Source organism: Cyclobacterium xiamenense (assembly GCF_900109255.1).
Taxonomy (GTDB): domain Bacteria; phylum Bacteroidota; class Bacteroidia; order Cytophagales; family Cyclobacteriaceae; genus Cyclobacterium; species Cyclobacterium xiamenense.
Genome location: NZ_FNZH01000002.1, coordinates 99,261 through 123,175, shown reverse-complemented (window position 1 = coordinate 123,175; position 23,915 = coordinate 99,261). Strand labels below are relative to the sequence as shown.

The 23,915-nt window shown below is 48.5% G+C and carries 19 protein-coding genes, 1 tRNA gene and 1 pseudogene; 9 read left to right on the top strand and 12 right to left on the bottom strand.

What is annotated here, in order from left to right:
* Window positions 1-171: 171 nt before the first annotated feature.
* From BMW71_RS05310 to BMW71_RS05295, 4 genes are read right to left on the bottom strand one after another with little or no spacing between them, the layout of a single operon-like run.
* On the bottom strand, window positions 172-1,308 hold the full coding sequence (locus BMW71_RS05310) for a glycoside hydrolase family 16 protein (protein WP_317041127.1): 1,137 nt from the start codon (window positions 1,306-1,308) through the stop codon (window positions 172-174).
* Window positions 1,305-2,786: a PKD domain-containing protein gene (locus tag BMW71_RS05305; RefSeq protein WP_092170577.1), complete on the bottom strand. Its 1,482-nt coding sequence runs from the start codon at window positions 2,784-2,786 to the stop codon at window positions 1,305-1,307. Before BMW71_RS05305 ends, BMW71_RS05310 begins: the two co-directional genes overlap by 4 nt.
* Window positions 2,787-2,798: 12 nt before the next feature.
* On the bottom strand, window positions 2,799-4,271 hold the full coding sequence (locus BMW71_RS05300; protein ID WP_177179580.1) for a RagB/SusD family nutrient uptake outer membrane protein: 1,473 nt from the start codon (window positions 4,269-4,271) through the stop codon (window positions 2,799-2,801).
* Between the two features lie 5 nt (window positions 4,272-4,276).
* Window positions 4,277-7,357, bottom strand: coding sequence for a SusC/RagA family TonB-linked outer membrane protein (locus BMW71_RS05295; protein ID WP_092170574.1), 3,081 nt, complete (start codon window positions 7,355-7,357; stop codon window positions 4,277-4,279).
* Between the two features lie 248 nt (window positions 7,358-7,605).
* On the opposite strand from BMW71_RS05295, the gene BMW71_RS05290 reads away from it, so the two are divergent.
* Window positions 7,606-10,449 (top strand): triple tyrosine motif-containing protein, encoded by a 2,844-nt coding sequence (locus BMW71_RS05290; RefSeq protein WP_177179579.1) that lies wholly within the window; start codon window positions 7,606-7,608, stop codon window positions 10,447-10,449.
* Window positions 10,450-10,912: 463 nt separating this feature from the next.
* Here the strand turns inward: BMW71_RS05290 and BMW71_RS05285 are convergent, their stop codons facing one another.
* Window positions 10,913-12,337: a DUF1593 domain-containing protein gene (locus BMW71_RS05285; RefSeq protein WP_092170569.1), complete on the bottom strand. Its 1,425-nt coding sequence runs from the start codon at window positions 12,335-12,337 to the stop codon at window positions 10,913-10,915.
* Between the two features lie 127 nt (window positions 12,338-12,464).
* Here BMW71_RS05285 and BMW71_RS05280 point away from each other — a divergent pair, with 127 nt between their 5' ends.
* From BMW71_RS05280 to BMW71_RS05260, 5 genes are all read left to right on the top strand, one after another.
* Window positions 12,465-13,751 (top strand): nucleoside hydrolase-like domain-containing protein, encoded by a 1,287-nt coding sequence (locus BMW71_RS05280; RefSeq protein WP_092170567.1) that lies wholly within the window; start codon window positions 12,465-12,467, stop codon window positions 13,749-13,751.
* A 929-nt stretch (window positions 13,752-14,680) separates the two neighbouring features.
* The gene (locus BMW71_RS05275) at window positions 14,681-15,547 is read left to right on the top strand and encodes a hypothetical protein (protein ID WP_092170564.1); all 867 of its coding nucleotides are present in this window, start codon (window positions 14,681-14,683) and stop codon (window positions 15,545-15,547) included.
* A gap of 103 nt (window positions 15,548-15,650) precedes the next feature.
* Window positions 15,651-16,193: an RNA polymerase sigma factor gene (locus BMW71_RS05270; protein WP_092172681.1), complete on the top strand. Its 543-nt coding sequence runs from the start codon at window positions 15,651-15,653 to the stop codon at window positions 16,191-16,193.
* A 39-nt stretch (window positions 16,194-16,232) separates the two neighbouring features.
* Window positions 16,233-16,703, top strand: coding sequence for a hypothetical protein (locus BMW71_RS05265; RefSeq protein ID WP_092170562.1), 471 nt, complete (start codon window positions 16,233-16,235; stop codon window positions 16,701-16,703).
* A 10-nt stretch (window positions 16,704-16,713) separates the two neighbouring features.
* Complete coding sequence (locus BMW71_RS05260; RefSeq protein WP_092170559.1) at window positions 16,714-17,163, top strand: hypothetical protein; 450 nt, start codon at window positions 16,714-16,716, stop codon at window positions 17,161-17,163.
* Between the two features lie 134 nt (window positions 17,164-17,297).
* Here BMW71_RS05260 and BMW71_RS05255 read toward each other — a convergent pair.
* From BMW71_RS05255 to aroQ, 7 genes and pseudogenes are all read right to left on the bottom strand, one after another.
* Window positions 17,298-17,561: pseudogene (locus BMW71_RS05255) on the bottom strand (GTP-binding protein).
* The gene (locus tag BMW71_RS05250) at window positions 17,558-17,974 is read right to left on the bottom strand and encodes a MerC domain-containing protein (protein WP_177179578.1); all 417 of its coding nucleotides are present in this window, start codon (window positions 17,972-17,974) and stop codon (window positions 17,558-17,560) included. The pseudogene BMW71_RS05255 and the gene BMW71_RS05250 overlap by 4 nt, the downstream one beginning before the upstream one ends.
* A 264-nt stretch (window positions 17,975-18,238) precedes the next feature.
* Window positions 18,239-19,078 carry a phosphodiester glycosidase family protein gene (locus tag BMW71_RS05245; RefSeq protein ID WP_092172678.1) on the bottom strand — a complete coding sequence of 280 codons (840 nt, stop codon included), beginning with the start codon at window positions 19,076-19,078 and terminating at the stop codon, window positions 18,239-18,241.
* 198 nt (window positions 19,079-19,276) lie between these two features.
* Window positions 19,277-19,351: transfer RNA gene (locus tag BMW71_RS05240), tRNA-Pro, on the bottom strand.
* Between the two features lie 126 nt (window positions 19,352-19,477).
* A complete protein-coding gene (locus tag BMW71_RS05235; protein WP_092170553.1) occupies window positions 19,478-20,056 on the bottom strand; it encodes a MarC family protein in 579 nt (192 codons plus the stop codon).
* A gap of 12 nt (window positions 20,057-20,068) precedes the next feature.
* Window positions 20,069-21,124, bottom strand: a complete 1,056-nt coding sequence (locus BMW71_RS05230) for an aminotransferase class V-fold PLP-dependent enzyme (RefSeq protein WP_092170551.1) — start codon at window positions 21,122-21,124, stop codon at window positions 20,069-20,071.
* Window positions 21,124-21,558, bottom strand: coding sequence for a type II 3-dehydroquinate dehydratase (gene aroQ / locus BMW71_RS05225; RefSeq protein WP_092170548.1), 435 nt, complete (start codon window positions 21,556-21,558; stop codon window positions 21,124-21,126). The genes BMW71_RS05230 and aroQ overlap by 1 nt, the downstream gene beginning before the upstream one ends.
* Before the next feature lie 259 nt (window positions 21,559-21,817).
* Between aroQ and BMW71_RS05220 the strand changes: the two genes are divergently transcribed.
* From BMW71_RS05220 to BMW71_RS05210, 3 genes are all read left to right on the top strand, one after another.
* Window positions 21,818-22,723, top strand: coding sequence for a site-specific tyrosine recombinase (locus BMW71_RS05220; RefSeq protein ID WP_092172675.1), 906 nt, complete (start codon window positions 21,818-21,820; stop codon window positions 22,721-22,723).
* Between the two features lie 84 nt (window positions 22,724-22,807).
* Window positions 22,808-23,302, top strand: a complete 495-nt coding sequence (locus BMW71_RS05215) for a Clp protease ClpB (RefSeq protein WP_244891087.1) — start codon at window positions 22,808-22,810, stop codon at window positions 23,300-23,302.
* A gap of 100 nt (window positions 23,303-23,402) precedes the next feature.
* Window positions 23,403-23,867: a MaoC family dehydratase gene (locus BMW71_RS05210; RefSeq protein WP_092170546.1), complete on the top strand. Its 465-nt coding sequence runs from the start codon at window positions 23,403-23,405 to the stop codon at window positions 23,865-23,867.
* Window positions 23,868-23,915: the final 48 nt, after the last annotated feature.

Here is a 23,915-nt window from a genome sequence, read left to right as displayed (position 1 = left end):
CATAAATCACACTTGGATTTACCGCATGTAGCCGATTGAATAATTTAAATCCGGTGAGCAAAATAACCTGGACTAGCAAAAAACATCCATTCTTTCAGCAGGTTACGTTAGGTAGAAAAAAAAGAGGCTGTCTCAGATGAGCGGCCTCTTTTTTTGATTCACTAAAATGGGCTAGTCTTTTTCAAAAACCCGCACGTAATCCACCACCAACTGTTGGGGGAAGTTGGTGCTGGCATCCGGGCTTCCCGGCCAGTTGCCGCCCACCGCGAGGTTGATCAGGAGGAAAAACGGTTCGCGAAATTCGTCCATGGCATTTCCGGTTATAGGGATTTCGTGATAGGCCTCGTTATCCAGCAGCCAGGTGATCGATTCTTCGGTCCAGATGATTGAAAATACGTGAAAGTTGTCGTTTAAAATGGCTCCTTCGGCGAGCGAAGTTTTGCCGCCTGCAGTGGAATAGGTCCCGTTAGTATCCCAGTGAAGGGTTCCGTGTACCGTATTATCCCGACCGTCGGCTGCTCCGCCGATCATTTCCATGATGTCGATTTCGCCGCAGGCTGGCCAAGGAGTAGTGGTGATGCTTTCGCCCAGCATCCAGAATGCCGGCCAGATGCCCTGCCCTTTCGGCAGCGCAGCGCGTATGTCAATCCGTCCAAATTGAAACTGTTGCCGTCCCTGTGTCTTTAGTCGGGTGGAGGTGTAATTCCGTCCTCCGATGGACTCCTCTTTGGCGGTAATTACCAGGTAGCCCTCGTTCACCCGGGCATTTTCCCTGCGGTAAAACTGGAGCTCGTTGTTTCCCCAGCCACATAAGTTCGGACACCCGTCTCCGGTTTCCGCCACCCAATCATTGGAAAGCGTCGTGCCTTCAAACTCGTCCCGCCAGGAAAGGGAATACCCCTCGTAGCTTTCCGGAGAGGTAAAGCCGGAGCTGGGTATTCCCAGGCCCAGATCCGCTTCGGAAATGGTGACCGATGCTTCTTCGCTAATAAAATCGGTTTCCGTAGCATGCGCTTGCACGCGAATCGTAAAAACGCCCGGCTCGGTGTAGCGGAAAGTTGTCTCGTTTCCGCTCACCAATTCCGGCATTTCTCCATCGGTACCGAAACTTACCCGAAAGAAGTTGGCTTTTTCTGCGGTGAAGCCAATCCGAACCTGCCCATTGGCCCGTTTGTCCAGGGAGACTTCCAGGTTTTCCGGCAGTACCACGCGCGCATCCACCTCTTCCTGATCGCAGTTACAAAAAGCGAACAGCATGAGTAGTAAGGAAGGTATATGCACAAGCTTGGTCATCACAATCAGCATCATTCGGTATCGGGAATTAACACAAAGCTCCAGAACACGGTACCAGAGCCGGAAACATCAATGGTAATCGTCAGTTCTTCGACTCCATCTTCATTCGTGTATCCAATTACCTCGTAGGTGACGGCACGATCCGCTTCAGGTGGGCCCGCTTGGTATTCACCGCCATTGAAAGCCTTGGGGAGGGCTATGAAAGCCCCCGTTCCGGTAACCGTGATTTGGGCATTTTCCGAGTCGGTCGCGTCGGTAAAGCTAAAGGCGTGCGTTCCTGCTCCCCAGGCTTCTCCGGCGGTTCCTTCCAGGTTGGATGCCGGCTGACAGCCTTCTTCCACACCCATATACGCTTCTCCAAAAATATCGTCTACCGGATCGTAGGTATAGGTACCGTCCTCGCTGAAAACAAAGCGGTCATTAAACAAGCAGGCACGATCTCCCGAAATATCCTGTCCATTGGGATAAAACTCGTCGCTTCCCGGTGCCGGGCCCACCCCGAAGGCGCCCGCTGCAGGTTTTAGTTTCCAGGCTTTGCTCCCCTCTCCGATCAGTGATTGAAGGGATAAGGTTCCGGGAGCTATTGGGTCGGGTTCGGGTTCCGGTGTTTCCTCCTCCGGGACGTAGTTTTCGGGAATCAGCCGAATGTACCAGGCAAAACCGGTATTGGCTTGGTCCACAAAGCGAAGCAGTATCTCGTTTTCTTCGATGGAGACGATCTGATAGGTCCTTCCTCCGGCGAAATATCCCAAAAACCCTCCCTGGGAGATGGTCAGTTCCGGGTAGTTGTCTTCCGGTTCGGCAATGCTCCACTTGAGCCCGTCGGGGGCTTCGTAGGGAGCAGAAAGGTCGCCCACGCCCGGATCAAAAGCGCCGGGGAAATTGCTTCCCTGGGCCGAATTCAGGTAGACCAGCCCGTTGGTTTCCATGTCGAAATTAAAATCGGCCAGGAAGAAGGTGTACCGATCCGTGTACATGCCGGACCCCGCTTTTTCGTTGGGTTGTGCCTGGTACCACTCGGGGAAGTCGCCTGCCTGAGAAGGGTTTGGTCCTAAGCCAAAATGGCCCAGTCTGTCGGCATCTACTTTCCAGGTTTTTCCTTCCGCTGCCTCGGCCCCACCGGTGAGCAGGTTGTAAAGGGGTTTGTCCAAAAGCAAGGGGTCGGTCCGTTCGATGACGATCTGCTTACGCATGGTGACGCTGCCTCCGGCATTAAACACCGTCAGGCTTACCGTGTAGGTACCGGCGGAAGGATAGGTGCCGGTGACCGTGGATCCGGTGCCGGAGCTTCCGTTACCCAGGTCCCAGTTCATTATAAAGAAGTCATTGGCAGCGGTAAACCGAAGAATATTGTCGCTTTCTTCGGTAGGTTGAAAGCTAAAATCTGCCTGGTCCTCGGTAGGAGGGGCCTCTTGTAGCGTGTATTCCTCGAAGCATGCCGCCAGCAAAAACAGGGGCAGCATCAATACGATGAAGTTAAGGTATCTTTTCATGAGTTTATGCAGTTAATATCCTGGATTTTGTTCCCAATTGCCACCGGCCAGATCGATCTCCACCTGTGGGATAGGAAATAGTTCGTGTTTTCCGCTTACGAAGCCATCGATTTTTTCAGCCGCCTGTCCGGTTCGTACCAGATCAAAGAAACGGAGCCCTTCTCCGGCAAGTTCGAGTCTTCGTTCTTCCAGAATGGCCTGGTAGAGGGCTTCGTCGGAACTGCTGACTGGGGAAAGCGAAGCCCGGTCCCTCACCTTATTGAGTTCGGTTCGTGCGCGCTCATCGTTTCCAGATCGCTGAAATGCCTCAGCTGCCATTAACAATACATCCGCCCAGCGAATTACCCGGTAGTTCAGGGGGCTGGTCAGGTCGTCATCCGGTAGGCCAAGTTCGTCCTTTCGTTTGATGTACTTATTGTTGAAGTAGCCGGTGTGGCCGCCGCCGCCAATGGCATAGGTGATTTCATCTGGATTGGGCTGTGCCGCGATAAAGGCTTCCAGGTTTAAAATACTGGCATGCCGGCGAACGTCGCCTTCTTCGAACGCCTGGTACAGATCATCCGTAGGCAAGTTGTAACTATTGCCATCGCCATATACCGGGCCGGTGTATTGCCGGATGCTTTGAAACCCCACGGCCGCATTGCCATTCAGGCAAATCAGGCAACCGTAGTCTCCACCCTGCAACCCACTGAATTGAATGGTGAATACGTCTTCGGATACGTTTTCGTTCTGAACCAGAAATAGGGTTTCGTAATCCTGAAATAGCGCGTAGCCGGATTCGTTGGTGTCTATTAGCTCCCCTAGTACGGTGGCAGCCTCGGCATGTTTTCCTTGATAGAGCAGGGTTTTTCCTAAAAGCGCCATCGCGGCTCCTTTGGTCATTCTGCCGGTTTCGCTGACCGTCCAGGGAAGTACCGTGATGGCGGCACGCAGGTCGGACTCAATTTGTGCGTATATCTCGGCTTTTGGGGTACGGGCAGCGTCGGGAATTTCGCTGATGGAAATTCGACGGTCTACTATCAGGGGCATGTCGCCGAAATAATTTACCAGATTGAAATAGAAATAGGCCCGTATTGCCTTTGCTTCTGCGAGTATCAGCTCCTTTCCATCGAAATCAATTTTGTCTTGATTTTCAAACAGGTAATTTGCCCGGGCGATACCGGTGTAGTTGACCCGAAGTACAGCTCTTAATTCGTCATTGACGCCGCCATGGCTCATGTTGTCTATTTCGTGCAGTCCGCGGGAGTCATTGACGCTTTCCCCCCCGGCAATGGCATTGTCGGAGGCGATCTCTCCGATCCATAGGTTGAGGTAGGCCGGCTGCATCATGTCGTAAACTCCGACGATGGCCCGGTTAAAATCTTCTTCTGTATTAAAGAAATTTTCGGCATCCTGGGTATATTCCGGATCGATATCCAATAAACTATCGCATGCGGTGACCGTCCCCAAAAAGAGGACGAGTGACCATTGATATATTTTTGTCATGTCGTTTAAAATTTAATTGTAAAACCAGCCATAAATGTTCGTGCCTGTGGGTATATCCCATTGTCCACCCCGGCAAATAGGGGGTTTCCGGAACCTACATCCGGGTCAAATCCCTGGTAGCGGGTTAGGGTCAGCAAGTTGTTGGCTGCCAAATAAAACCTGAAATAGTTCATGCCGATTTTTTGTGAAACCGCTCCGGGAAGGGTGTAACCTACCTGAACGTTTCGGAGCCGAAGAAAGGAGCCGTCTTCTACGTAGAAATCGGAGAAAACGGTATTCCGGGTGGCTCCGGTGGTGAGTCGTGGAAATTCATTGGTGCTGCCTGCTCCAGTCCAGCGATTCAGGTTGTACGCCAGCTGATTGGCGAAGGGCTGTTGCCTTTCGTAATTTCGGATAATTTCCTGGCCGAGGGCCGCATAGGCATTCGCACCGATATCAAAGCCTTTGTAATCCACCGACAAATTGAGCCCCATGGTCATGTCTGGAATGGGAGAACCCAGATCGGTACGGTCGCTATCGTCTCCAAAATTGATGATGCCGTCGCCATTTTGATCCACAAAGCGAAAATCTCCCGGTTGGGCCCCGGGTTGGTCCACAGGGTTGGAGGCTATTTCCTCGGCGCTTTGGAAAATACCATCTGTTTGGTAACCAATAAAGTAGCCTACCGGAAAGCCTTTTTGAAACCTACTGGCCACGTTGCCTCCCACACTAAAGGGCGCTCCCGGAATGAATTCGAATCCCAGGGGAACGGCCGTCACTTCGTTTTTCAGAAGGGTGAGGTTGTAGTCCACGCTGAAATTTACTCCCTGGCTTCGGGCTGTGGCGTAGCCAAGCTCCAGTTCAATGCCGCGGTTCATGACATCACCGGCGTTAATTACCGGTGGTGAACCGCCCGGACCATATGCGCCCAACAGTGCGGACACATCCGGTTGAAACAATAGGTCTTTGGTGTTTTTGACAAAATAGTTAGCCGTAAAATCCACGTTGCCGAAAAGAGAAAAGTCCAAGCCAATATTTGTTTGGTAGGTAGTTTCCCATTTAAGGTCCGGATTACTTTTGTTGCCAATCGCAGCACCGTTTACGATGAGGTCGTTAAACACGTAGGTAGCCGAGCCATTTAGCAGGCCACGGTAGCGAAACAGGCCGATCTGATCGTTTCCGGAGACACCAAAACTGGCTCGGAGTTTCATGAAATCAATGCCATTTACATTAAAAAAGGGCTCGTCGGAAAGGACCCAGGCACCGGAAATGGCCGGAAAGTAGCCGATCCGATTGTTAGGGCCGAAATTGGTGGAGCCGTCCCTCCGTAGAATAGCGGAGAACAAGTACCGTTTTTTGTAATCGTACTCCGCCCGGACAAAGGCAGAAGTCAGTCGCTGCCGGCTTTGGAAGGAGCCTGTATTGTTTAGAAACCCACCCGGTGCCTGGTTTGCAGAAATGTCCGCAAAAGCCAGGTCATTATTGGGGATGTTAAACCCGGTACCGTTCAAGCCTTCGCTTCGGTTGCCCACCAGGGACAGGCCAACCATTCCTTTTACCCGATGTAGCTGGGCAAAGGTACGGTCGTAGTTCAAATAGGTTTCCAGGTTGTAGTCCAGAAAGGTATTTCGTGACTCAAACACACTGGCACCCCGCTCAATCTCGAGTTCGCCCACATCTACCAATACCGGATCCAGATTGGCATTTCTGGCGCTATTCGCAAATTTGCCCGGACCGTACCAAACGAGCGGGTTAAATGCTTTGGCGTCCACCATCGCAAAATTGTACCCGGCCCTACCGGTCCAGGTAAACTGCTCGTTGATGGTATATTCTAACTCTTCCTTACCTACCAGCTTGTTGACGTAGTTGTTGTTGTAGGTGTTTTCCATCTGAGCCAGCGGATTGATGATATCGTTTACATTTTCCAGATAGGAATAGCGGTCACCTACGCGAAGGGGTTCGGTAGGGTAGGCGTTCACGGTGTTGTAAAGTACCGAACCGATACCGCCTTGAGGCAGGCCACTACTTTCTTCGTGCGTGAAGAGTAATACGTTCGTAAATTTGAGTTTGGGAGCGACTTGGGTGGTGAAGTTTATTCGGGCATTGTACCGCTCAAAATTGGCTTTGGCACCTCCCACAATACCGTCTTGGGCAAAGTAGCTTCCGCCAATGGAATAACTGGTTTTTTCGGAGCCTCCGGTCATGGTTAGGTTGTACTCCTGTATGGGCGCCTGTTGGAACACCGCATCCTGCCAATTGGTCCCTTCACCCAATTCTACGTTGGCAAAGGGCAGGGCCTGTCCTCCCGCAGCAAAGGCTTCGTTCTTTAAAATCGCATATTCCCGGGCATTCAGCAGGTCTAATTTTCTAGCGGTTTCCTGTACGCCGTAGTAGCCACTGAGATCCAGTTGCGGTTTGGATCCCAGCGTTCCCTTTTTGGTTTCGATTAAAATCACACCATTTGCAGCCCTGACGCCGTATATACCGGCGGTCCCATCTTTTAGTACATTGACCGATTCGATATCATTGGGGTTGAGTGCGTTTAGACCCGCGGCGTCGTAAATCACGCCATCCACCAGGACGAGCGGATCGTTGTCTCCAAAGGTGCCGATACCCCGAATCCGGATGTTGGAAGTCCCGCCGGGCGCACCCGAGTTGGTGGAAATGTTTACACCGGCGAGTTTACCTTGCAAAGCCTGGTCTACCCGGGGCATGTTCATTTTCTCGATGGCCTCACCTTTTACCTGAGACGTGGCGCCGGTCAATTCCCGTTTGGAGGAAGCGCCGTAGCCGATGACCACGACTTCATCGAGGTTGGATACATCTTCTTGCAAGGTTACCGAAAGATCGTTGCTGTTTTCGACGGTGAGTGTTTGGCTTTTAAAGCCGAGGTAGGAGAATTGAAGCTGTTCTCCCGGCTCTGCACGGATGGAGAAGTTTCCATCAATATCCGTGACCGTTCCCGAACTGGATCCCACTTTCAGGATGCTCACTCCCGGGAGCGGAAACCCTGTTTCATCGGTCACCTTCCCAATGATTTCATTGGACTGCGCCCAGCCGCTAAGGGACAGGAGCATGGTTACATAAAGTACAAAAACATGTTTCATATTATTTGGATTTATTTCGACGGCAATTTCGTACGCGTTTTTTAGTAACGAAAAAATATTGCTACATCAATAGTACTACAAGGCTCCTTTATTGTTTTCACAAAAACTCTACAGAATGGGTAAAAAAGCGTCTTAAAATTGAAATTTTGGCAGTTTTTGATTTTCACAGAACCTCAATATATATAAAGGACTAGTACATCACTAAGAAAAAAGCTATATTCACTGATGGGATCAGGCTTGCTCCATACATGAACCACATTCTCGGCATACTTTTATTCCTAACAGGTGTTACATCCGGACTGTCTCAGTCGGTGGGCTTGCCCTTTTCCCGGTATTATTCCAGTCAGGAATACCAGGGGGGAATTCAGAATTATGCTATTACCCAGCATGCCAGCGGCCTACTGTATATTGCAAACAACTATGGATTACTCGTTTACGATGGCACCAGCTGGAGAAGATTTTCACTGCCCAACGGCACCAAGATTCGCCACGTGCAGGTGGACGAAACTGGTTCCGTGTATGTATCCGGACAGGGGGAATTTGGCGTCTTTTCGGCAGATAGGTTGGGGCAGCTTCGGTTTCAGTCCTTGAAAGACAGCCTGCCCGAAGCCCTGCAAAACCTGGAGGAAGTATGGAAAGTATACGTCGGTGAGGAGCGTCTCTTTTTCTGTTCAAGTAGCCATATTTTTATATTTGGTCGGGACCATGCATTTGTCCGAGCCATTGAAAGCGAACCTGGTTTTGATAGTTTTCATTTCAGTAATAACACCTTATTTGTTAACGAAAGAGGACATGGTCTGCAACATCTTCAGAACGGATCCTTTCAGGTAATCAACGGCAGTTTTGGAGACAAATTGGTAACGGGCCTGTTACCGCACGGGCAGGAAGGGCAATTGATCTTCACCCGGGATAGTGGGGTGTACAGCAGTTCCGGTGAAAGGCTCGAAACGTGGCAGGCCATCCGGGGTCGTACGATCAACGCTGCCTTGCGGCTACGAAACGGGAGTATCGCAATAGCCACCCAATTGGATGGGCTGTACCTCATGGATCGAAATGGAATCGTACTACTCAAGATGAACCGGGAGAACGGATTGAATAACAGCTCCATCATTTCCCTCTTTGAAGACTTGTCCGGCAACCTTTGGCTGGGCCATAACAACGGTCTGAGCCTGATTCAGCTTAGCTTGCCGTTTACTAAAATTGACCAGTTTTCAGGGCTTAGCGGTACGGGCTATCACGCGCTGGCAGACCAGGGTACCGTCTATTTTGGCACCAACAACGGAGTGTTCGTCAGTGAAACTGGTAAGGATTCCGGTGTGAGACGCGTCCCAAATTCTACCGGGCAGGTGTATCAACTTAAGCGCCTACAGGGAAAGGTTTTGGTCGCGCATAATGATGGGGCCTTTGTGCTGAAGGAAGGAGTTGCGGAACGCATTGAGGGTCCCGAAGGAATTTGGAATTTTCAGTCCCTAAAAAATCATCCCAATTTGCTCCTGTCCGGCGGCTACTTTGGCTTGCACCTTTTTGAGGTGGATGAAAATACGATCCGGTATCGGAAAAAGATTGCCGGTTTCGATGAATCCAGCCGCATCATTGAGCAGGACGAAAAGGGAAATATCTGGGTTGCACACGGATACAAAGGACTGTTTAAGCTGCAATTGGACGAAGGACTGGACCTGTTGCAAGTGGATTATTTCGGATCCGAGCAAGGCCTGCCTACCGATCTTCTCAACAATGTCTGGAAGGTCAACAACCGACTAGTATTTACCACGGAAGGGGGAATATTTAAATTCAACGATACGCGTAATTCCTTTGAACGAGATCCGTTTTTTGCCGATTATTTTGATTCGGGTAGTTTGATCCATTTCATGGCAGAAGATCAAATGGGAAATATCTACTTTATTGGCGAAACGGAAACCGGAGTGCTGGAACGAAAAGTAGATGGCAGCTATAGCAAGCATTTTCAGGAATTCAATCCCCTGCTACCGCTGCTCAATGACGACTTGCAGAACATCGCTCCCATGCGGGGCAATGAAGTGCTTTTTGCTGCCAATGAAGGCTTTGTTCGGTTTAGCCTGAATGACAACACCTTTTCCCCGCCGATTTTCCCAACCTTAATCCGGGCGGCCTACCTTACCGGTGCTTCCGATTCGCTCATTTTCGGGGGCAATGTAGGCGCGCACCTCGATACGAATCCGGTCGTCATTCCGTACCGGCAAGCCAATCTCCGCGTTGAAAGCAGCAACCCTACGCCCAATAATGAGAAGGATTTACGGTACCAATATTGGTTGGAAGGCTTTGAAACGGATTTTGGCGAATGGGTGCCGCAGCGGGAAAAAGCCTATACAAACCTTAGAGAAGGAAATTACACCTTTCACGTTCGCAGTAAAAATCTGTTTGGGGTAATCAGTCCGGAGGCTACTTATTCCTTTCAGGTGTTGCCTCCCTGGTACCGGAGCCGCATGGCCTATTTGATGTATTTTTTCCTGTCAGCCCTACTTAGCTTTGTCCTTTACCAAGGAACGGAAAAAAGGTTTCAGCGGAAGACGCAGCAACTAAAAACCGCCTCACAGGAAGCCATCGAGGCGAAGGAGTCGGAGTTAAAGGTAAGCCGAAAGGAAGTGGAACGACTCAAGACGGAAAGGTTAAAGCAGGAAATCAAAATCCGCGACAAGGAGCTGGCCGCTGCTACCATGCATCTGCTAAACAAGAACGGGTTTATCGATCAGATGCGGAATAACCTGAATGCCATTACGAAAAAAAGCAAAAACCAGGAAGTGAAGGCCGAAATCCAGCGTGTGATCAAGACCATCGAAAAAAACATTGCCGAAGATCGGGATTGGGAGCAGTTTGAAATCCATTTTGACCAGGTGCACGGAGATTTTATGAGCCGGTTCAAAAAGGCATACGAAAACCTGAGTCCCCAAGAGATCAAGTTGAGCGCGTACCTGCGCATGAATCTTTCCACCAAGGAAATAGCTTACCTGATGAATATTTCTGTCCGGGGCGTGGAAATTGCCCGGTACCGACTCCGCAAAAAGCTGAATATGGAGCGAAGCGATAACCTGCAGGAATACATTCTTAAATTTTAGGGTGGCATGCGAAAACAGGGGAATTTTCCGTGTATGCTAAAATTAGCTTGACGATTTTTTGTACCACTCCGCCCTTTTATTTATATGCCCTGCTTTTCTTATATAGTCGGAAACAAATACCGTGATCCCGATTTTTGGGTTTAAAAAAAGTTAATGCGCGCAGTGAGCGCACAGGGTTCGCGACGGGAAGGGCCGGGACTATCGTCGATTTCCGGTTACCGACCAGCCGGGCGTGAACGCTAGATGTAGCCAATCCGCTGGATTCATAACCTTCATCGGTCCAAAAACGAAATCCTATGGGTAGGAGAATTTATTACAAAGCCATCATCAACCCGATCGTAGCTACCGGCAAACCTTGTGCGAACTTTTCCTGAAAACGCCGTGCGTACCCCCCTATTCCGCCGTTGCTACTGTTGCCTTTGGTTGTCTGTAACTTTCTTACGTATTTCTCCGCAACGGATAATCAGGGGAGCACATCCACGATGATTCGCTTGTATCGGGTAAGGGCAGGGACGCCATCGTCGGTCACTTCCAAGATCAGGTGTAGCTCGCCGGTTTTACCCGGCTGCGGAACGACAAAATGGGCCAGGGGTTGGTCGGCATCGGTGATGGTCAGCGGAGTAGCCGTGCGGCCGTTGGAAAGGGTAAATTCTCCGGGCTCTCCATACAGGTACCAGCGAAAATGCAGGTTGTCTCCATCGGGATCAGTGCTTGAGGCCGCGTTCAGCTCAATCCGATCGCCAACCGTTGCCTCCATGCGCTCCTCCATGTCCAACCGGGGTACCGGAGGGTGGTTGGCTTCCGAATAGCTTTTGATGGTCCAATCCATTCTGGCAGAAAAGTCGTTTTGAAAGGCCTGCCTCCATCGGAAGATGGTGGCTTTGTTGCTGGTGTGCCAGGTCCCGTCTGCGCCCAGTACCTCATCCATGGCATCTGTCCAGAGCGGGCGGGTTTCGGGTTCGGAAAACCAGGACTCCATTCGCGGCTGGTAATATTCATAGCGTCCGCCCCAGCTGCCCCAATCGGGACGCTCCGGATTGCCCAGGCCATTGGGAATCAGGTACAAGAAGCTTGGCGAATCTCCTTCCATCAAATATTCGGTAATGGGGTATTCGGCACCCAGGGGTCCTTTGCTTCGAATGTGTTCGTCCAGCCAGGGATTGTCTACAATTTCAAAGTCCCCGCCGGCAAACCTGCCGTGAAACTTGTCCCCGCTGATGCCGGACCAGGTGCCAAAATGGTAGGCTCCCAAGCTGTGCACGCCCGGACTGGCAATGTAAAACAAGTCCGGAAAGTTTTTGCGCAACCAGGGACCGCTGTCGTCCTGGTCGGAGATTGTATAGACCCGTAGCCTGGCTACAAAGCGGCTGAGGGCTTCGGGAGATCGGGTTTGACGTACCTTCCATAGTGCCTGTGCCAGGCAATTGGAGCCACCCCAGACAAGTACCCAAAGGGGTCGGTTATCAGGTTGATCCACGGTTTGAATAATCCAATCGGAGCCCGGGGAATCCATTCCCGGCCCCACCGCTTCCATCCCGTACCTGGCTTTGCCTTCTTTTACCAAAGACCGCAGGTAGCTCGCCTCCGGGTAGCCCTTCTCGTGTTGCTCCAGGTTGTCCCGAACTTTTTCATAGGCATCCAAAATCTCCAGAATGCGCCAGGCTGCTGTTTTATTGGGTTGGTGGCGGGAGGTGGTCGCTACCAGCCCGGCCACGTCCCATTGGTTGGCATAGGTCAGGAAGCGGACCAGAGACTGGGCATCGTCGGGTTCATTTTCAATGTCGGTAAGTACAAGGACCCGGTTTTTTACCAAGGTTTCCTGGGCGGTTAGCGTGCAGGTTAGCAGGAGGAAGGTACTGGTCAGGAAATAGATCAAAAGCGTTTTCATTCCGACAATTTATTAAAATTTTGCCAATCCGGGTTGCTGCTTTTGTTTTGTTTGTTTTTACTTTTGAGTAACCTGCCGCCCATAGCCGTGGGAACAACGTTTGTAACGACCCAAAATAAACCACTGTATGCCTTTTGTTTTTCGATTACCGGGCTTAGTGCTCTGCCTGTTCTTTTTGTTTTCTGGTTCGCTTTTGCCTGCCCAGGAGGTAAAGCACCGGATTCTGGTGAGTACGGATGTAGGAGGGACCGATCCAGACGATTTCCAATCGCTGATTCATTTGTTTATGTATGCAGATCAGGTAGCCATCGAAGGGCTGGTCTCGTCGCCTTTTGGAGCGGGAAGAAAATCGGCGATTTTGGACATGATCGATTTGTACGAGCGAGATTTTCCCCGGCTTGCTGCTCGGGCGAAGGGCTTCCCGTCGCCCGACTACCTGCGGGAGGTGTCGAAACAGGGAGCACTGAAAAGCGCACCGTATGCAGGCCATGCCCAGTCAACCGAGGGCTCGGACTGGATTATCCGCTGTGCCCGGAAGCAAAGCGAGCAGCCCTTGTGGGTGTTGGTTTGGGGAGGCCTGGAAGACCTGGCCCAGGCACTGCACGACGCTCCCGATATTGCAGATAAAATTCGTGTTTACTGGATCGGCGGTCCCAACAAAAAGTGGAGCGTCAACAGCTATGCGTACATCGCCCAAAACCACCCGGACCTGTGGATGATCGAAGCCAATGCCACGTATCGGGGCTGGTTCATGGACCCGGAAGCTCCCGCTCATCTCAAAGGAGACGCCTATTATGCCCGTTACATCCAGGGTAAAGGTGCGATGGGAGTAGCATTTAAGAACTATTACGGGGGTCGAATCAAAATGGGGGACACACCATCCCTGGCTTACCTGCTGCATGGAAGTCCTGCCGAACCGGAGGGCGAAAGCTGGGGCGGAAGTTTCGTACGGATCGACCGTAGTTCCCGACAGGTGTTTGCCGGAGCCAGCAGCGCTGCGGATACCGTTGCGGCCTACGCTACCCTGGAATGGCGGTTTGAAGGGCCGGAGCTAGCGATACCTGCCGACAGCACCTGCTTTCGTATGGAGATTTTGGGCCAGGTTTGGCCGGGCTATTACCTGGGTCAGGGGGTTTACGGCATCCGGTATTCCCCCAAGCGAGCCGAAACGGCTAGCTACAAAACGGAAAGTGGGTTTCCCCAACTAAATGGATTGCAAGGCGGCTACACGAGTACCAATCCCTGGCCGGGCGAAGCCTCCGCTACCGATATGGCGCTTGGGGAGCATTGGTACAGTGACCGTCCGAACCCGGCTCTGTTTATCGAAGACCAGCAAGGGGCGCAAACCATTGCCAAATTCCGGGAGGAGTTTTTACTCGACTGGGCCGACCGATGGGATTGGCTGGCCGAGTAGGCCTGCATTCTCGCTGAATTACACAAACAGGAATTTCTTTTATGATGGCAGAAAATTTCGCCTTACGGGAGAATTGGCCTATGAAAGCCAGTTTGCCTCAAAAGACAGAGAGGGTTGAAATGCTTTTGAATTGGGATTGAAGGTAGACAAGTGCTTTTCTTTTCCTGACTGTTTCCTTAAAACTGTGTTTCCTTTTTCTGGAATAAGACATCTGATCTGTCTTCTGTTCCCTGAATTCAGACCTTGGCCTTTTGCTTCTTAGCTCTGAACAGATGCTGAACAACTGGTATTCAAAAACCCTCTCATAACATTCCCTGAGTAATTTTACATCGCTTGGAAACCTGTTGTATGATTGATAACAATGGGATCCCTGCCTGCGGCTCGCTGTCATAAGCAGGACATGCCTGTTGCTGACATCCTACTTCCAGTGAAGGAAAGCACCTCTTGAAGCTTCTCCCGTGCGCAGTAGGGTTCAATAAATGCCTATATACGGGTCATAAAGGTCATATCTTTGAACTGCCGGTCTTCGGACAGTACCTTTCAGTAGGAATACTTCGGCGACCAATTGGTATTAAAACACCCCAGTAATTGTTTGTCATTGAAAATAAGATAGGACGTCAAACATGAGGGCAAACATTCCTTTGGCACAGAATCAGCTTGGTACACCTCTACCGGGACGTCCCCCGGGAAGGCAGGAAATCAGCTCTTCCCAGGGAATGCGATCGTGAAGCTGTCCTAACAATGAGTTCTTGAAAAAGTGAAATTTTGGAGAATATCCGTCAAAGTCTTTGAATGGAGGAAGCTTAGCTATTACGCAGTCATAAGCATTCTCTTCACCCCACATGTCCGGTAATTTAATTGTTTCTTTACCGATTAAACCTTCTTGATTTCAATGCATCAAAGATGAACAAATAAAAAATAGAATTATAATGAAAAATTTAGAAGCCATGAAATTACGAAAGCTCACCATCTTACTATTAGGCATTATTGTTTCAATCTTTACTTTGCAAGGCTGTATGCAAGATGAAGAGGCGAATCTTGATTCAGCAGATCAAGCTCAGGAAGTAGAACTGATTGAGAATTCTGTTTTGGCAGAAAATTACTCAGATGATGAAGTAGCATTAGCTGATATGGCCGAGTTTCAAGCCCGGACCGGGTATAACAACAGAACTTCAGTATGCTTTATGACCACTTGGGACAGTGATAACAGAATACTGATTATTGATTTTGGCAATGGGTGTGTAGGACCCTATGGCAAAGAAAGAAAGGGTAAAATCATCGTTAGTTATGCTGATGAAGAAGGCCTTTTTATGTCTGATAGAACCATCGCCTTCGATAATTATTTCGTAAATAATGTCCAAATTACGGGAGAAATAGTGATCGAAAGAGCAGTTAGAAACGAAGATGGAAATTTACAGAATACGTATACAGTTACAGATTATGCGCTCACATTTTCCAATGAAGAAACTTTCACAATCAATGGCAATCGGATACGAGAATGGATAGAAGGTGAAGGCGATAATAACCCTGCTGCTCACAAATTTGAAATTAATGGGGTACTAAGTGGGGTTTCCACCAGAGGTGTAAACTGGTCACAAACCATTTTAGAGCCAATCATTGTCGATTTTGGCTGTTCCACAGAAGGAAACATGTTGAGAACGTCAGGATCGAAAGAGATAAAGTATAGTCTGAGGAATCGTGAAAGGAGCAGACTGGTAGAATACGGGGATGGTAACTGCGATAATGAATACATAGTAACCATCGGCAATAGAGTAGTAACCATACAAGGCGAATAAATTGAAAAATAGTGGTAAAAAGTGTGCGCTTTGCATGCTTTTTACCTTATTTTTTTGGCAATATAAAGTAAAAAACAATGTAGTTGACTTTTTCAATCCTGTAATGAAAAAAGAAGAGACAAAGTTGTTGGAGAAACTCAAAAGTGCTTCGGGGAAAAGAGAGGGCTTTCAAAATTTGTTAAACATCTATCAGCAAAAATTATACCTGGCTATCAGGAAAATACTTATTAATCATGACGACACAAATGATGCATTACAGGAATGTTGCCTAAAAATATGGAATAAGATAGATGAATTCAATGGAAATTCAAGCCTATATACTTGGATGTATAAAATTGCCATCAATGAAGCTCTGATGTCCTTAAGGAAACGGAAAAAATTTTTTAAGAATGAAGAACACTATAATCAATATTTACAGGAACAACTGCAATCCAATTTGGAGATTAGTGGAGATGAAGTTCAACTACTTTTGCAGAAGGCCATTTTACAACTTCCTGAAAAGCAGCGATTGGTATTTAACCTGAAATATTATGATGACTTGAAATATGAAGATATTGCAAAAATTACCGATAGCAGTGTTGGAAGTTTGAAAGCGAGCTATCATCATGCCGTAAAAAAGATTGAAAATATCTTAAAACAATATTAAACCATTTGTAAATTATACCATCTAACAAAAAAATAGAAAGTGAAAAGCAATAAACGCCATATAATTAAGATAAAAGAGATAGAAAAGAAACATGATTTCATAGCTCCGAAGGGGTATTTTGAAAACTTTCAAAATGAGTTATTTGACAAGATCGACAAACAAATTGAACTCGATTCAAACTATCCTAAAAATAATAAAAAGGAAAAGACTTTTCGCTTTGTTTCCTACTATTCCATTGCAGCTTCGATTGTGTTGTTGTTGTTATCAATATTTGCCTATAACCAGTGGGAAAAGGTCAATAGTACAAACTTGACAGACCACGGAGCACTACTATCTCAGGTTACTGACGAAGAAATCATCCGGTATCTCCAATTTAGCAATATTTCATATGAAGTGATAGCTTCCTCTATGGATGAGGATCAATTCTTTGAAAAAAATGAGCATAACTTCAAGCTTGAAATTGAAGATTCAGATGAGGCTGAAGCATTATTGGAATATTACAGTTTATAATAATAAAACGATGAAAAGCTTAATTATAGTTACAATGTTGTTATTCTTGTTGTTTGATTTGCAAGCACAGAATGATAAAATAGAAAGTGCACGTATTGCCTACATCACGCAACAGTTAAATTTAAGTCCTGAGAAGGCGGAAAAATTTTGGCCCATCTACAATGAATTTTCACGAGAAAGAAGGGCATTGCAGCAGGAATATATTCAAGTAAGAAAGCAATATCAGGAAGGAGAACTAACTGAGTCCGAAAGTGAAAAACTTTTGGAATTGGGAATGAAATTAAGAGAAAGAGAGTTGCAATTGGAAAGAAAATATTCTGAAAGAATTGCTTCCGTGATTAGCAACAGGCAATTAATAGCTTTGCGAAAAGTCGAAAATGATTTTAAACGGATGTTATTGGAGAGACTTAAGGAAAGGAGAAATAGGCAGGAAGGTATTCAATATAAACAGGAAAGATGATTTAGTGATAATTAACTAATTTTTAATACAATTAAATTACGTTGCGAAACTATTGTCACCAGCTGCCAAAGAATAATTGGCTATATGGATGATTCCGCAGAGTCATATCTTAAGATTCTAAATAGTGTTTAGTATCAGGCTATGACTCTTGTAGCCCCTTCCCGCAGGGTGCAACAAATGCATCCATTGCTCATTTCCACCAGTTTTTCGTCGGTTCGGGAAAGGCTGATTTCATTCGTTACCAGTTGACTATCTACGTTGAGTTCGCTCATATCATTGACGATCAGGGCTACCTTCAAGCCTTGTCAGGTATGCAATACGTGCTTGAGTACGGTGGTTTTCCCCGCGCCGAGGAATCCGCTGAGCACCGTTACGGGTAGTTTTTTTACGTTTTTCATGGGTTCAATCGATTTTTTGGCAGGCGGCAAGAGGTCGCCGATTGCCGGATATGCTTCCAGTTGATCAGGTGTGCGAGCGCGATGCTCAAACCGCCTGCGCTGCTCAAGACTGGCTCTCCCCAGTCACTGTGGAAGTAATGACCGCTGCCAATGAGTAGAAATCCCCCGACAACCAGCCAAAGAGGCCGAGTTTTCTGGTGGTATTTGCGATAGCCTTGTGCCATGGCAAGGGAAGCAAACAGAAAACTCAGCAAAATAACGGCCTGTTCGATCGCTGGATTATCTAGAAACTGAAGGCCTGTAAGTGGGGCCAGGCTTAGCAGTAAGGGAAGGGCTGCGCAATGTACGGCACATAGCAGGGAGGTGGTGAAACCGACAAAATCTAAATGGAATCCAATAAAATGACTTTTCATAGCAGTACGTCTCAACATGCAACAGGAATGCAAAACTACTGCTTTTTATTTAAAATGCAACAAAGTTGCGTTTTTGGTTTTGTAAAGGTAAGCGTGCTACTAAAAAAAGCGCTAGCACAGCGATCGGCAGGTAGTTGAGCGGGAATGGCAGCAGTTTTTTGGTTGGATTGGCTTGTTCGGCAGCAATCAACGGATGCAGGGCGAGAGAAGGAAGGGCAAGAAACGGTAGCGATCCCGATGTTTTTGTGCGGCTGCGAGGGTTAGTTATTTCAGGTAAAGGATGTTGGCCACGGGGCGCTCGCCCTCCGGATCAAAAGCCCGGTTATCGGAGGGGTGGTTGACCAGTCCGGTTTTTGTCGCTTCGTTGACAAACAGGCTGCTGCTTCCTCCGCCGTCCAGGTTCATAGCGTCCGATGCTCCCAGCCAGCGCAGGACCTTTGCGAGTTCATTTAGCCGCATTCCTTGTGCCTGGGCGTTTCTACCATCCACCACCAGAAGCAGGAGTTTTTTATCGCCTGTTAGTGCAACCGCGCTGCGGGGATGGCGGTTGTCATTGAACGAATTTTTCCGAAGGTCAATTGCCGTTCCTTGCTGGAGTAAAAGCGGGCCCGAAAGCAGCACATTTGGAAAAGCGCTATTTTGGTAGTCAAGCCCTTCGGTAGGCAGGATGGCGATGGATTTTTTCGAAAGCACTAGCAGGGCATTCGCCCGGTCGGTTGTTGCCCGGCTTTCGTTGATCACCGATCCATTTACCTTGATGTAGTCCACGGCTCCTCCGTTTTTCATATCGAAAAAACCCCCGTTGATTGCAACGATGGCCTGATTTTCAGCGGCGAATTGGCTGGTTTTTTTCAGTTGGCTAGCATCTGCCGCGAGTCCCAATTTTTTACGGTGCTTTTTGAGATCGATTTCAATAAAATTGATCTCCTGCTGGCTTTGAAAGAGGTTTTCAAAATGACCTTTTTTCCACACCACGCCCCGTTTGACGGGTGTGGTGCTCCATTCCTTGGTGACAATGGTCAGGGAATCCGCCAGCTGGGCGAACAGTATGGATGGAATAATAAATAGCCACCAACACAGCGCAAGGGTTTTCAATTGCCTCATCTCATTTTTTGAATGAAAGATAGGTATTTTGGCCCGTTTATGCGGCATTTTCAGAAGACGGGTTTATCAATCAGCGCTGTTTGATTTTACAGGGCTGGACCAGGCAGCTTTCTAAAAGACGGTGGATTTCCCGCTCTCTACGCAAAGAAAGGGGCATAAAAAAGCCTGCCAAAAAAAGGCAGGCTCAATAGCTTTGTGTCGGGGTGGCAGGATTCGAACCTGCGACCTCCTCGTCCCAAACGAGGCGCGATGACCGGGCTACGCTACACCCCGTGCTTATACTCTCAAAGCGATGACAAAAGTAATTCTTTTTTTGGCAATTCAAAAATGATAAAAACAATTTATCGGATTATTTGACCGGCAAACGCCTTGCTTTCGTGGGATTACCTTTGGCTTGCACTAGAGTTCGGGAAAAACATTGCTTTTGAAGATTTTGATGGCGATGGAAAGCAGGATAATCCCAAAAATCCGTCGCAATACATCCAGGCCTGTTTGCCCCAGTTTTCGCTCCAGCCAATTGGTACTTTTGAGCACCGCGTAAATGATGATCAGGTTTAGGACGATACCCACGGCAAGATTGGCCTGGGAATATTCGGATTTGAGCGTCAGGATGGTGGTCAGCGTGCCTGCGCCTGCGATCAGGGGGAAGGCGATGGGTACGATGGACGTGCTGGTGGAGCTGGCTGCCGGATCAGGTTTGAATATCTCGATGCCGAGGATCATTTCTGCCCCCAATGCAAAAATGATCAAAGCCCCCGCAATGGCAAAATCTTCCACCCCAATCCCAAATAGTTCCAGGATGGACTTTCCCAGTATCAGAAAGAGCACCATTAGGATACCGGCAGCGATGGTGGCCTTTCCACTTTGGATATGCCCTACTTTCTTGCGCAGATTGATGACAATGGGTATGGAACCCAGGATATCAATCACCGAAAAGAGAATCAGTGTGACCGAAAGTATTTCCCTGAAATCAAACATGTAGCCATTGTATCAATAAGCCTCCAGAAAGTGGATCAATTTGGTAAATTCGGTATCGGTAATGGCCGGAAAGTTGGCAATCCGAAAACTGGTGGGTTTAAGGGGGCCGTAGCCACTGCCCATTTGCATGCCCTGAGCTTCTGCGGCCTTTTTGATAGACTGGATAAAGGCTTCCTCCCCGCCAACACCCAAAACGGTGCGGCTGCGGTTACCGGCTTCGGTCACCAGAAAAGCCAGCGCCGGGGAGTTGTCTACCAGTTGCTCCAATTGCCTCATCCTGCGTTCGGTTTGCTCCTGTAGCGCGCGAATACCAGGCATGTCCCGCAATACGCGGTTGAGCAAGTAGATGCCCAGTACATTTGGGGTATAGTGGGTTTGGTAATTGTCGGCGTTTTCCAGCATGAAATTCAGGCTATTGTAGCGGCCGTATTCTCCTTTCCGCTTTGCTTTTTCGATGGCTTTCGGAGAAAGCAGCAGGATACCAAGGCCGGCAGGTAGGCCAAAACATTTTTGCACCGATGCAAACCACACATCTGCAAGGGCAAAGTCCAGGTAGATGCCACCCATGGAGGAGGTGGTGTCGACGGTCAGCATTTTTTCCGGAAATTTCTTTGCGAGCGCAGCCAGTGTCTCATTCGACACCTGTGTGGCGTTGGACGTTTCGTTTTGGGTGATGGCGAGCACGTCGAAATCATCGCCTACGTCCAGGTCTTCTACAGAAAAGGGCTGGTTTTTGTCCAGGACCAGGGAGCCAGTTTCCGGAAGGATGAGTTGGGCAAAACCGAACCATTTTTTCCCGAATGAGCCCGAAAAAACATGAAAAGAAGCCTTTTCTACCAGGGATTGGGTGATGATCTCCCAGTTTTCCGTGGCACTGGAGGTGAACAATAGCCGGTAATCGGCCGGAATTTCCAATTTTTCCTTGATCCGATTTTCGGTGTCCCGGTACAAATCCATGAAAACGGCACTGCGGTGGTTGGCACTTAGGATTCCCTCCCGGTACGCATCCTGAAAATAGTCGGGCAGCTTATCGTAAACTTTGGAAGGCCCCGGAGCAAATGTTAACATCATTGGTTGGAATTTTCTTTTTCGATAAAATACTGTAATCCCAGGTCATACCCCAATAAACCCAGTCCTGCGATCATGCCCACACATTGGCTGGACAGAAAGCTTTTGTGTCGGAACGCTTCCCGCTTGTAAATGTTTGAAATGTGAATTTCCAGCGCCGGGCTAGAAATAGCAGCCAGGGCATCGCCAATGGCAACGGAGGTATGGGTATAGGCACCGGCATTGATCAGAATGCCGTCCACCTCAAATCCCACCGCATGTAGCTGGCTTACCAATTCCCCCTCCCCATTGCTTTGGAAATAAGAGAGATCCAGTTGGGGGTATTTTTGAACCAGGGTCTCAAAATATTCTTCAAACGAGCGGCTGCCGTAAATTTCCGGTTCCCGTTTCCCTAGCAGGTTCAGATTGGGTCCGTTAATGATCGCTATTTTCACGTTTTCTGGCGTTTAAAATGGGACTGAAGCAAGCGACAAAGGTAAACAAATGCCAGTAATTTGGGGATTTATTCCGGTAGATTTTGTTCGTTTATTCCGGCTGCCCACTAAAAATAGGCGGCTTCCCGAGGATTATTTCGGGCTCGCTTGCTTTACGCTAGGGAAGGTACGGCTGGTAGTTGGCTTTTTTTCTGTTTTCCGGGTTGTGGTTCCCGTTGCGCTCTTTTCGATTTTGACCGGAACCCCGTACATTTACTGCATGAGTTGGGAAAAGGAGATCAGTGGTTTTGGCTATTACCTTAAAATTGAGCGATCGCTGAGCGAAAATTCCTTGTTGGCTTACCGACAGGACGTGGAAAAGCTGGCGGCCTTTATGAGCGAGCACTTTCCGGACCGAACACCCCTAACCACCGAATTGCATCATTTACGGTTATTTGTCGATTCGCTGGCAAGTGGAACCATTTCCGAATTTACTCAAGCCCGTATCGTTTCGGGTGTGAAGGCATTTTACAAGTACCTGCTCTACGAGGACAAGCTTCGGGATAGCCCTGCCCTGCTGTTGGAGGCGCCCAAGCTAACGCGTACACTGCCCGATACGCTGAGTTATCCCGAGATCGAACGCATCCTGGAAGCCGTACCGCTGGGCACACCGGGAGGGCACCGAAACCGTGCCATGCTGGAGATGCTGTATGGAAGTGGACTGCGGGTATCCGAATTGATTCACCTGAAAAAGAGTCATTATTTTGAGGATATAGGTTTTTTGCGTGTGATGGGAAAAGGGAGCAAAGAACGGCTGGTCCCTGTGGGAAAGTCAGCGGCCCATTACCTACGGATATATCTGGAGGAGGTGCGGAAACATGGCCCCATTGCAAAAGGGCACGAGGAATACCTCTTTTTAAACAACCGGGGAAAGAAACTCTCCCGGGTGATGGTGTTTTTGATGATCAAAAAGACGGCCGCAAGTGCCGGAATTACCAAAAAAGTCAGTCCGCATACGTTCCGACATAGCTTTGCCACCCATCTGGTAGAAGGTGGGGCCGACCTTCGGGCTGTGCAGGAAATGCTGGGGCACGAAAGTATCACTACGACGGAGATTTACACCCACCTGGACAGGGATTACCTGCGGCAGGTGCTGAACGAATTTCTTCCTGGAAATGGCTCATAGGGCATTTTTCTGAAACATCGGGAGCTAGGGAAGCTTTGGGCATGTTTTTTGAATAGGGCTAAAATCCAGTAAACGACAGCAGGTATGGAACGGAAACGCAGTAGCAGTAATAAAAATGTGTATTTTTTTGGACTGGTGCTATGGCTAATGACCCTGCCTTCTCTGGCGGTAGCGCAGGAGAAATTAAACAAATTGCTTCGGGAAAGGGAAACGTTGCATCGGGAATGGCAGGTTTCGGAAAGTAAAAAATCAGGCCTTTTTGGTAACCGGACCAAGAAAGACATGAGTGCTACCAACGAGTGGATGGATCGCATCATCCGCAAGGACAATCAGATCATGCAGGAGCTCGAAATGCTGAAGGATATCGAAACCACGGAGATTAGCTATGAAAAAGAGGATTACAAGTACGTGGCCCAAAAGGCAGAAGCCGATATTGTGAAATTAAAACGCGCGTTGTCGGAAAAGGACGAAGCCATCCGTAAGGAAGAAGACGAGAAACGAAGGTATGAGTGGACGACTTTGTTGTTTTTTTTGAGCACGCTGATACTCGGCTTCTTGTATTACCGGAAAAAAAGGTAGCGGTTTCGGCCCGGCAGTTGGGGTTGAGGGGTTTTGTTCCGATTTTCTTTTTAAAATCAATGGGGTTTTGATACATTTATTTTTTATAACCAACCCAACAATGAGCAAACTGATCATAAATAGCTTTGAAGATTTCCAGCAGTACATTGGCGAGGAACTGGGCCAGTCGGATTTTCACCGGGTGAGCCAGGAACAGATCAATCTGTTTGCAGATGCCACCCTGGACCATCAGTGGATTCATACGGATCCGGAAAAAGCCCGGGCAGAAGGCGCCTTTGGCGGTACGATTGCCCATGGGTACCTGACCCTTTCCCTGGTCCCGTTTCTCTGGAACCAGATCGTACAGGTAAACAATCTCAAAATGATGGTCAACTATGGGATCGAAAACCTCCGTTTTGCCAATCCGGTAAAGGTAAACGATGAGATTCGAATGACCGCGACCCTGGCAAACATCAGCGACCTCAGGGGTACGATTAAAACCGAAATGAAGGTAAAAATTGAGATCAAGGGAGAGCGAAAGCCAGCCTTATCTGCCCACTTGATTTTTCTCTACCACTTTTTGTAAGCGGTTCGGTGGCGGTTCCATTTCGGGAATAAACAAAAACAGCATCCA

What these genes read in the sequence shown, in the direction of transcription:
- BMW71_RS05310 (WP_317041127.1), bottom strand. Translation starts at nt 1,308, where the DNA reads ATGATGCTGATTGTGATGACCAAGCTTGTGCATATACCTTCCTTACTA.
- BMW71_RS05305 (WP_092170577.1), bottom strand. Translation starts at nt 2,786, where the DNA reads ATGAAAAGATACCTTAACTTCATCGTATTGATGCTGCCCCTGTTTTTG.
- BMW71_RS05300 (WP_177179580.1), bottom strand. Translation starts at nt 4,271, where the DNA reads ATGACAAAAATATATCAATGGTCACTCGTCCTCTTTTTGGGGACGGTC.
- BMW71_RS05295 (WP_092170574.1), bottom strand. Translation starts at nt 7,357, where the DNA reads ATGAAACATGTTTTTGTACTTTATGTAACCATGCTCCTGTCCCTTAGC.
- BMW71_RS05290 (WP_177179579.1), top strand. Translation starts at nt 7,606, where the DNA reads ATGAACCACATTCTCGGCATACTTTTATTCCTAACAGGTGTTACATCC.
- BMW71_RS05285 (WP_092170569.1), bottom strand. Translation starts at nt 12,337, where the DNA reads ATGAAAACGCTTTTGATCTATTTCCTGACCAGTACCTTCCTCCTGCTA.
- BMW71_RS05280 (WP_092170567.1), top strand. Translation starts at nt 12,465, where the DNA reads ATGCCTTTTGTTTTTCGATTACCGGGCTTAGTGCTCTGCCTGTTCTTT.
- BMW71_RS05275 (WP_092170564.1), top strand. Translation starts at nt 14,681, where the DNA reads ATGAAAAATTTAGAAGCCATGAAATTACGAAAGCTCACCATCTTACTA.
- BMW71_RS05270 (WP_092172681.1), top strand. Translation starts at nt 15,651, where the DNA reads ATGAAAAAAGAAGAGACAAAGTTGTTGGAGAAACTCAAAAGTGCTTCG.
- BMW71_RS05260 (WP_092170559.1), top strand. Translation starts at nt 16,714, where the DNA reads ATGAAAAGCTTAATTATAGTTACAATGTTGTTATTCTTGTTGTTTGAT.
- BMW71_RS05250 (WP_177179578.1), bottom strand. Translation starts at nt 17,974, where the DNA reads ATGAAAAGTCATTTTATTGGATTCCATTTAGATTTTGTCGGTTTCACC.
- BMW71_RS05245 (WP_092172678.1), bottom strand. Translation starts at nt 19,078, where the DNA reads ATGAGGCAATTGAAAACCCTTGCGCTGTGTTGGTGGCTATTTATTATT.
- BMW71_RS05235 (WP_092170553.1), bottom strand. Translation starts at nt 20,056, where the DNA reads ATGTTTGATTTCAGGGAAATACTTTCGGTCACACTGATTCTCTTTTCG.
- BMW71_RS05230 (WP_092170551.1), bottom strand. Translation starts at nt 21,124, where the DNA reads ATGTTAACATTTGCTCCGGGGCCTTCCAAAGTTTACGATAAGCTGCCC.
- BMW71_RS05220 (WP_092172675.1), top strand. Translation starts at nt 21,818, where the DNA reads ATGAGTTGGGAAAAGGAGATCAGTGGTTTTGGCTATTACCTTAAAATT.
- BMW71_RS05215 (WP_244891087.1), top strand. Translation starts at nt 22,808, where the DNA reads ATGGAACGGAAACGCAGTAGCAGTAATAAAAATGTGTATTTTTTTGGA.
- BMW71_RS05210 (WP_092170546.1), top strand. Translation starts at nt 23,403, where the DNA reads ATGAGCAAACTGATCATAAATAGCTTTGAAGATTTCCAGCAGTACATT.